This window comes from Candidatus Pelagibacter sp. HIMB123 (assembly GCF_052048195.1).
Lineage (GTDB): Bacteria > Pseudomonadota > Alphaproteobacteria > Pelagibacterales > Pelagibacteraceae > Pelagibacter.
The window spans coordinates 1-4,529 of sequence record NZ_JBNAIL010000003.1 but is presented as its reverse complement, the minus strand read 5'-3'; the positions used below and the strand labels follow the sequence as shown (position 1 = coordinate 4,529).

At 27.1% G+C, this 4,529-nt stretch carries 4 protein-coding genes and 1 pseudogene; 2 read left to right on the top strand and 3 right to left on the bottom strand.

Annotation, left to right across the window (positions count from 1 at the left end; genetic code table 11):
• Nucleotides 1–417, bottom strand: a 417-nt coding sequence (locus tag ACTTBL_RS00605; protein ID WP_440643158.1) for an Rrf2 family transcriptional regulator, incomplete at its 3' end; no start/stop codon positions are given.
• A 149-nt stretch (nt 418–566) separates the two neighbouring features.
• Between ACTTBL_RS00605 and ACTTBL_RS00600 the strand changes: the two genes are divergently transcribed.
• Nucleotides 567–1,211: an alpha/beta hydrolase gene (locus ACTTBL_RS00600; RefSeq protein ID WP_440643159.1), complete on the top strand. Its 645-nt coding sequence runs from the start codon at nt 567–569 to the stop codon at nt 1,209–1,211.
• Here ACTTBL_RS00600 and ACTTBL_RS00595 read toward each other — a convergent pair.
• Entirely contained in the window at nt 1,208–2,350 is a 1,143-nt protein-coding gene (locus ACTTBL_RS00595; RefSeq protein ID WP_440643157.1) for an anhydro-N-acetylmuramic acid kinase, read from the bottom strand. The two genes, ACTTBL_RS00600 and ACTTBL_RS00595, sit on opposite strands and share 4 nt — an antisense overlap.
• A 45-nt stretch (nt 2,351–2,395) precedes the next feature.
• On the opposite strand from ACTTBL_RS00595, the gene tyrS reads away from it, so the two are divergent.
• Nucleotides 2,396–3,625 carry a tyrosine--tRNA ligase gene (gene tyrS / locus ACTTBL_RS00590; protein ID WP_440643156.1) on the top strand — a complete coding sequence of 410 codons (1,230 nt, stop codon included), beginning with the start codon at nt 2,396–2,398 and terminating at the stop codon, nt 3,623–3,625.
• On the opposite strand, the pseudogene ACTTBL_RS00585 reads toward tyrS, so the two are convergent.
• Nucleotides 3,622–4,529, bottom strand: a pseudogene (locus ACTTBL_RS00585) (hypothetical protein); the annotation flags it as partial. The gene tyrS and the pseudogene ACTTBL_RS00585 sit on opposite strands and share 4 nt — an antisense overlap.

Sequence of the window (4,529 nt, the reverse complement as noted above, 5' to 3'; positions counted from 1 at the left end):
TGTTTCATTGTTATTTTTTATTAAGTCTTGCAAACTTTTGTTCTCAAAAAATGTATTTATATGTATCTCTAATTCATCCCAAAGATTATGTGTTATGCATTTTGTAGCTTTACCATTACATCCTCTTTTTGATTCTTTTTTACATTGAACAGTTTTTACTTTCTCATCTACAGCATGGAAAATATTTGTTAATTTTATATCATTTGGATTTTTATTAAGAACGTATCCTCCTTGCGTTCCTCTTATACTTTTAACAATTTCGTTTTTTTTTAATTTAGAAAAAATTTGCTCTAGGTAATCTAAAGATATACCTTGTCTTAATGATATATCTCTTAGTGATACTGGATTGATATTATCAAACCTAGCTAAATCAACTAATGCCATGACAGCATATCTACCTTTTGATGTAAGTTTCATTTTTTACCCTTAAATTGTGGGTTTTTATACATACTTGACTAAAATGGTCAAGTTTAGAGTATAAAAAAAAACTAACATATTGTCGCTGACTTATGATAAACGTACATTTTTTTTGAGAATAATAATCAATATCGCATATGGATAATAAAATTTTAGAAATATTTATACCTGGTCCTGCAGGAAGACTTGAGGCTAAATATTATAAAAGTAAAAAAAATACTTCACCGATTGCTTTAGTATTACAGCCCCATCCTCAATATGGAGGAACTATGAATAATAAAGTAGTAGTAGATACTTTTCATACATTTATGGATAATGATTTTTCGGTTTGCAGAGTAAATTTCAGAGGTGTTGGCAAAAGTGATGGAGAATTTGATAATGGTCAAGGCGAACTTGCAGATGCAGCAGCTGCTTTAGATTGGTTAGAAAGAGAAAATTTTGACAATTCACAATGTTGGGTTTCAGGATTTTCATTTGGATCTTTGATTGCAATGCAATTATTAATGAGAAGACCAGAAATAAACAGATTTATAGCAATTTCACCTCAACCAAATGTTTATGATTTTTCTTTTTTATCTCCATGTCCAACTTCAGGTTTGGTTGCTTACGGTAAAAAAGATGAATTGGTACCAGTAGAATATATTACTGAACTTGATAAAAGATTAAGTGCACAAAAAGGTATTAAAGTAGAATTTAATGCAATATCAGAGGCTAATCACTTTTTTTCAAAAACAAGTGATTCTTTAATTAAAAATCTTGATAAATATATAAAAAAAGAAACTGCATTATATTAAAAATTTTCTACAAGTTTTCCACCCACTGTAAAATCTTTGCACCCAGTTGTTGCGTTAAAAGAAATTGGTAAATTTAAAAAAGACCTTATAGCTAAAAATCCAAATGCCTGGGATTCAATATAATCACCATTTAAATTATAATTATCTATACTTTCCAAATTAATATAATTTTCATTTGATATGTAATTTTGTATACGATTAATTAGATTGTTATTTTTTCTACCACCACCACAGAGTAAAAATGTAATACTATTTTCTTTACTAATATATTTTAACCCTTCTGCAATTAAATATGCTGTAAAGTCTGTTATAGTAGCACAACCATCTTCTAAAGATAAACCTCTTGCAAAGGATATATCAAAATTTTTAATATCCAATGATTGGGAGTAAGAATTTATTTTAAAATTATCTATTGCCTGATTAAGAATTAATTGATCAACTCTCCCTGAATTGGCTAGTTCACCATTTTTATCAAATTTTTTATTTGAATTCTTTCTTACCCATTCATCAATTAAACAATTACCAGGGCCTATATCAAAAGCAGAAAGATTATTTTGAAAATTATCTGTATCATTAATAACTTTTGTAACATTTGCGATACCGCCAATATTCAAGAAACCTATTGGAAATTTAATATTAAAATTTTTATTAATTTTTTTTGATAAAATGTGATGAAAAATTGGAGTTAAAGGTGCACCTTGTCCATTATTTTGAATATCTGCTTGTCTAAAATCATATATGACTTTTTTTTTGATCATTTGAGATAACAATTTCCCATCTCCTAATTGATTGGTAATTTTTTCCTTTGGGTTATGAAAAATTGTTTGACCATGAAAACCTATCAAATCAATGGGATCACTATATTTTTTTAATGATTGATTAACTGCATCAGCGTGAAAAAGAGTTAAATTACGCTCTAATTCTCTTAATTTTTCTGAATTTTGTAAAAAATCTTTCTTTGTTAAGACTAAATCTCTTAATCGAACTAACTGATCCTGAATATTTTTATCATACTCATAATAATCATCTAAAATATTTGAAAATTCATCGTATCCATCTGAGCTAATTATAGATAAATCAATACCATCCATAGATGTTCCGCTCATTAGTCCAATTGCAGTATATAATTTTTTTTTCATTGATATGTTTTTTAAAAAAAATTTGTATATTGTAACTATAAACTTATGAATAAATTTTTAAAAGAATTTAAAGATAGAGGTTTTTTCTATCAATGTACAAGTGAAGATGAATTATCTAAACAATTAGATCAAGAAAAGATTAAAGGTTACATAGGTTTTGATTGTACAGCTGAAAGCTTACATGTCGGTAGCTTACTGCAAATAATGTGTTTACGACTACTTCAAAAAAATGGACATCGACCAATAGTTTTACTTGGTGGAGGAACTACAAGAATTGGGGACCCATCTGGCAAAGATAAAACTAGAAAAATATTAAGTGAAGATGAGATTGAAAAAAATATTAAAAATATCAAAAATATTTTAAAAAAATTTTTAGATAATGATGATCTGAACACAAAGCCAATATTTGTAAACAATTATACTTGGCTTAAAGATTTAAATTATATTTCGTTTTTGAGAGATATCGGAAAACATTTCACGATAAATAGAATGCTAACATTTGATAGTGTAAAACTCAGATTAGATAGAGAACAATCTCTAAGCTATATGGAGTTTAATTATATGATTTTACAAGCATATGATTTTCTAGAATTAAATAAGAAAGAAAATTGCGTCTTACAAATTGGAGGTTCAGATCAATGGGGGAACATTGTTAATGGTGTTGAGTTAATTAAAAGATATTCTAATAATCAAACCTTTGGTTTAACAACTCCATTAATTACACTAGCAACTGGTGCTAAAATGGGAAAAACTGAAAGTGGGGCTATTTGGTTAGATGAAAAATACTTATCAGCTTATGATTATTGGCAATTTTGGAGAAATATAGATGATAGAGATGTAATTAAATTTTTAAAAATGTTTACTGAAATTGAAATTAAGGAAATAGAAACAATTAAAGATAAAAATATAAATGAATTAAAAATACTACTTGCTAATAAAACCACAGAAATGTTACATGGAAAAGAAGCAGCTAAAAATTCTGAGCAAGCAGCAAAAGAAGCTTTCTCTGGAAACACTCTGGGTTCGAACTTACCTAAAGTAAATATTCAATCAAATAAAATAGAAGAAAAAATAAATATAGTAGACCTCGTTTTATTATCTAAACTAGAAAACTCTAAAAGCGAAATCAGAAGACTTATAAAAGGGAATGCAGTAAAAATAAATGATGATGTTATTTCAGATGAAAAATTCGAAATCAATAAGAATTTATTTAAAGATAATTATCTTAAACTTTCCCTTGGAAAAAAAAGACATATTAAAATAGAATTAAATTAATTTTTTTTAATTTTCTCTAAAGTTCTAGTAATAAACCTGGGTGTTAGAGTTTTTATAGGATTTACAGTGGTTTCTAAATCTTTAGGTGGGCCCTTAATTTTAAAACTGACTCCAAAAACACCATCACCCACTTTCTTTCCAATCAATAGATCTCCAAGCAAAGGTATTGAAGCAATAGATCTATTGATTGTTGTCGCTGGAACCAAGGTTCCTCTTAAGCTGATTAATTTATCCTCCTCAATGTATCCTTCTAATAAAATAGATATTGCTGGCCCAATTGCATATAATTCTTGAATTTTCATAAGTTTATCTTGATTGGTAAAATTCATTTCAAGATCTGTAAACCTAATCCCTTCTCCTGTAAGTAAGTCCGCTATTCCTTGAAGAGATGCAAGAGCCAATAACTTGGCTAGCACTGGAATTTCTTTAACTTTAAAATTATCAATTACTAATTTAGAAGTTGATACTCCATCTTTTTTCAAAGAGTAAAAGTCTAAATATCCATCTCTATCATCTTTAAATCCTTTAATAAATTTATATCTATCTACTAGGGGTTTTGCCTTAGATGAGAAAAGGGTAGTAATTTTTTCACCTTGATTATTTGTTTTAATTGTAAACTTTATATTTTGTGAATTGTTATAAAAGGCTAAAATATCGGCTTCATCTACTTTGTTATTAATAATATTTATCTTTCCTTTTAAATCCTTAACAAAGTATATTTTATCCAAGTAAACTTCATCAAAATTTAGGTCCATACTTATATTATTTTCAAAAAGATTGTTTTCTTTTTTCTCATCGGTATCTAGCAAATTAGAAATTAAAGAATTTGCATTAAATAAAGTGCCATCAATTAAATATTTTTGGCCTTCTACTTTTTTGATATTGTAAATATTTCTTTTATTTT